The 2,873-nt window shown below is 58.1% G+C and carries 3 protein-coding genes and 1 pseudogene; 2 read left to right on the top strand and 2 right to left on the bottom strand.

All coding sequences use genetic code 11. The features are described from left to right. The coding region (locus tag AC0AP0_RS11235) for a glycosyltransferase (RefSeq protein WP_490430527.1) at positions 1-956 on the top strand (956 nt) is incomplete at its 5' end. A gap of 13 nt (positions 957-969) precedes the next feature. Here AC0AP0_RS11235 and AC0AP0_RS11230 read toward each other — a convergent pair. Then, positions 970-1,743, bottom strand: coding sequence for a histidine phosphatase family protein (locus AC0AP0_RS11230; protein ID WP_490430526.1), 774 nt, complete (start codon positions 1,741-1,743; stop codon positions 970-972). A 52-nt stretch (positions 1,744-1,795) separates the two neighbouring features. Further along, entirely contained in the window at positions 1,796-2,575 is a 780-nt protein-coding gene (locus AC0AP0_RS11225; RefSeq protein WP_490430525.1) for a nitroreductase family protein, read from the bottom strand. 173 nt (positions 2,576-2,748) lie between these two features. Here AC0AP0_RS11225 and AC0AP0_RS11220 point away from each other — a divergent pair. Next, positions 2,749-2,873: pseudogene (locus AC0AP0_RS11220) on the top strand (ROK family protein); the annotation flags it as partial.

Below are 2,873 nucleotides of genomic sequence, written 5' to 3'. Positions count from 1 at the left end.
TGTTCGACTCCATCCTCCAGCTCACCCAGGCCCCCTGGCGGATCGTGGTGGTGGATAACGAGAATTCGGCAGACACGAGAACCATGGTCGAGCAGTTTTCTGAACGTGTGACAGGCCGTTGGGGCAGGACCATCATCGACGGCTCCGGCAATCAGGATCGTGTCGTTTATCTTCCGCAGGACCACAATGGTGGCGGCTCAGGTGGATTTTCCGCCGGTGTGCGCAAGGCATACGAGCTTGGCGCCAAATGGTTCTGGGTCATGGATGATGACGTTGCAGTGGAACCTGAAGGACTTGACCTACTCGCTAAGTGGAGTGACCGCTATCAGGTGGTGCAGGGTTCTCGGCTGGATTATGATGGCGGCCCCTTCTATTGGCAGTATCATTTTCTGACCGCCTTGGGCATTCCAGACCCGATAGCACCGGGGGAGTTCGGACCATCGGGCTGTCGTCCCATGAACACCATGTGTTTTGAAGGAGGGTTCTTCTCCCGGCAGGTTGTGGAGCAAATCGGTCTGCCTGACCCGCGCTTCTTCATCTATTGGGATGACACCATCTATGGGTATTTGGCATCCAAGGTCACACAGCCTGTAGTGGTCTCCGATGTAGTCATGCGTCGGACTCGCAACATCGCCAATTGGAACATCGCTGGTGTGCGCCAGCTCAATTCCACATCGGATATGAATCGTTACCACATCATGCGCAACCGGGGCTTTATGGCCAGGTATTTCATGGTTCATGGGGACTATCGACCCCTGGCCTTCGCCCTGGGGACCCTGGCAACAGCTCTCAAGGAAGTCATTCGTCTTCTGGCTGTTGATCGCAGCCACATCATGACCGGCATTCCTGCCATCCTGAAGGGATGGGTGGATTCGCGCCAGATATTGCATGATCCCGACTGGAGGCCCATGGAACCCCTCAAGGGCCAGTCAGCCGGGGGAACACAGCGAGCTTGAATAAATTCGCCTGCTACTTTTCTTGACCTCCTGCCTGGAAGTACTCCATGGAACTGACTGGTCCCGCCAGGTGGAAGCCATCATCCCCATAGACGACCTTGGTCACCGCGGTGTTGTCCATGTCAGGGATGGTGCAGTGGTCGTCGATGGCTGTCAGGAACTGTTGCAGGCACATGCCTGATGAGACCACCAGGACAGGCCCGCCGCCCTCTTCGATGGCAGACTGGGCGATGCGCGTCAATACCGCAATCATTCTGCTGCGGACCTGGGCCGTGGTCTCAGCCCGATCCTGTTCCTCCAGACCGGCGGACAGGATGTCCTGGGCATCCAGCCGGTGGAAGGTGTCCTGCATATGGACGGCGATGTTCCTGCCATAGGTTGCCTTGGCCGCAGCGAAGTTCTCGAACCCCATGGCTGCGCAGACTTGGTCCAGAGTAGTGCGCTCGTCCCGGCCCTCGAAACTTCCGAAATTGTCCTCGCGCAGGTCAGGATCCACGCCCACGCGCAGGTCTCCATTGCCGGACATGTCAAGTGCCAGGCGGGCCGTTTCATACTGACGACTCAGATTGCCGCTCCAGGCTGCACGGAAGCGAATGGATCGCAGGCCCCGACCGAACTGGCGCACGTCCTCGCGACCTTGCCTGGTCAGAGGGAAATCTGACCAGCCCTGCATCAGATGCATGACATTGGCCGTCGTTCTGCCGTGCCGGGTCAGGTAAAGGGTTGTTGAACCCGCTTCAGTGCTCGGTTCGGCGGTGGAATGAGATGATGATGCTCCATTGTTCATAGTTCATCACCCTACACGGTCCCCTTGCCGGGGCACTGGGATGCAGCTCCGGTCAGGACCTGATGAAACGGCCTCCATCGCCCCAGGTCCATGTGCCGCCGCCGGATCCGATCTGGAAATTCATTTTGGCTATGCCCAGATCCACTGCGGAACCGTAGTCGACTGAGGGGTCCAGAGTGGCGATTGCATCGCCCGTGTTCTTGTCCCAGGCAAAAACCACGGGCTGTCCGTTCATGGCCGAAGGCGCCTTGGCGGCGGCAGCCACGCCGGCCTTGAACCATTCCGGAGCCTCCTGCCGGTCCTGCGCGCTCATGGAAGAAGTCAGTTCCTCATAGCTCTTGGATGTTCGATGCTCGCTCTGACGTTGGCAAAGCTTGTCGAAGTCCTGGTTGCCGTAGCCGATCTGGTCGGCCGGATAGCCGATGGTGACCACCAGATAGAGCGATTGGCTAGGGGTGATCCGGCAATGGCGCTCGGCTGCCTGACGGTCCCAGCTGCCTGACACCCATCCTGTCCCCAGTCCGTACAGTGTGGCGGCAAGAACCATGCGCTCGCCATAAAAGCCGGCTTTTTCCAGGCTCTCCTGATCATCCTTGGGTCCGACCAGGGCAAGGTAGTTGGCCGCATTGGCCAGGTGGCCGGATGCATTGTCGGCAGCGAAGGCGTCCGGTTTGCCTAGGACCAGTTGCATGTCCAGACCGCTGAGCGTATTCAGAGCGTTCAAGGTGCTGCCGAGCTGCCTGGCGAGGTCGGGATCGATGGGCTTAGGATCGTATTCTCTGGTGGTGATGCGCACGTTGACTGCATCAATGAGCTGTGTGTGTTCGGTCATAACCTTATTATTCCACTCAATTCTTCTTCCTGCAGTTTGTAGCACAGTGCCAGCGAAACAGCCTGACCCTGGTCCGGCTTATGCCGTTCCTACGAGTTGCAGAGGCATGGCTTGGGGTACAATCGCTACCGTGCCGGTTCGGACCCTCATCTTTGATCAGCTAAGGAGCAGCAATGATTGAAACAGCGCAGGCTTTCGGAGTGGATATCGGTGGATCCGGTATTAAGGCTGCCCCTGTTGACCTGACGATCGGAGATTTTGCAGAGCCCCGCAAGAAGATTCTGACTCCTGAGCATTC

The organism is Bifidobacterium sp. POST2/T3 (B1), from assembly GCF_058197115.1.
Note: the sequence above shows the minus strand (reverse complement) of the source record. Positions and strands in the feature narration are given on the sequence as shown.

What these genes read in the sequence shown, in the direction of transcription:
- AC0AP0_RS11230 (WP_490430526.1), bottom strand. Translation starts at nt 1,743, where the DNA reads ATGAACAATGGAGCATCATCATCTCATTCCACCGCCGAACCGAGCACT.
- AC0AP0_RS11225 (WP_490430525.1), bottom strand. Translation starts at nt 2,575, where the DNA reads ATGACCGAACACACACAGCTCATTGATGCAGTCAACGTGCGCATCACC.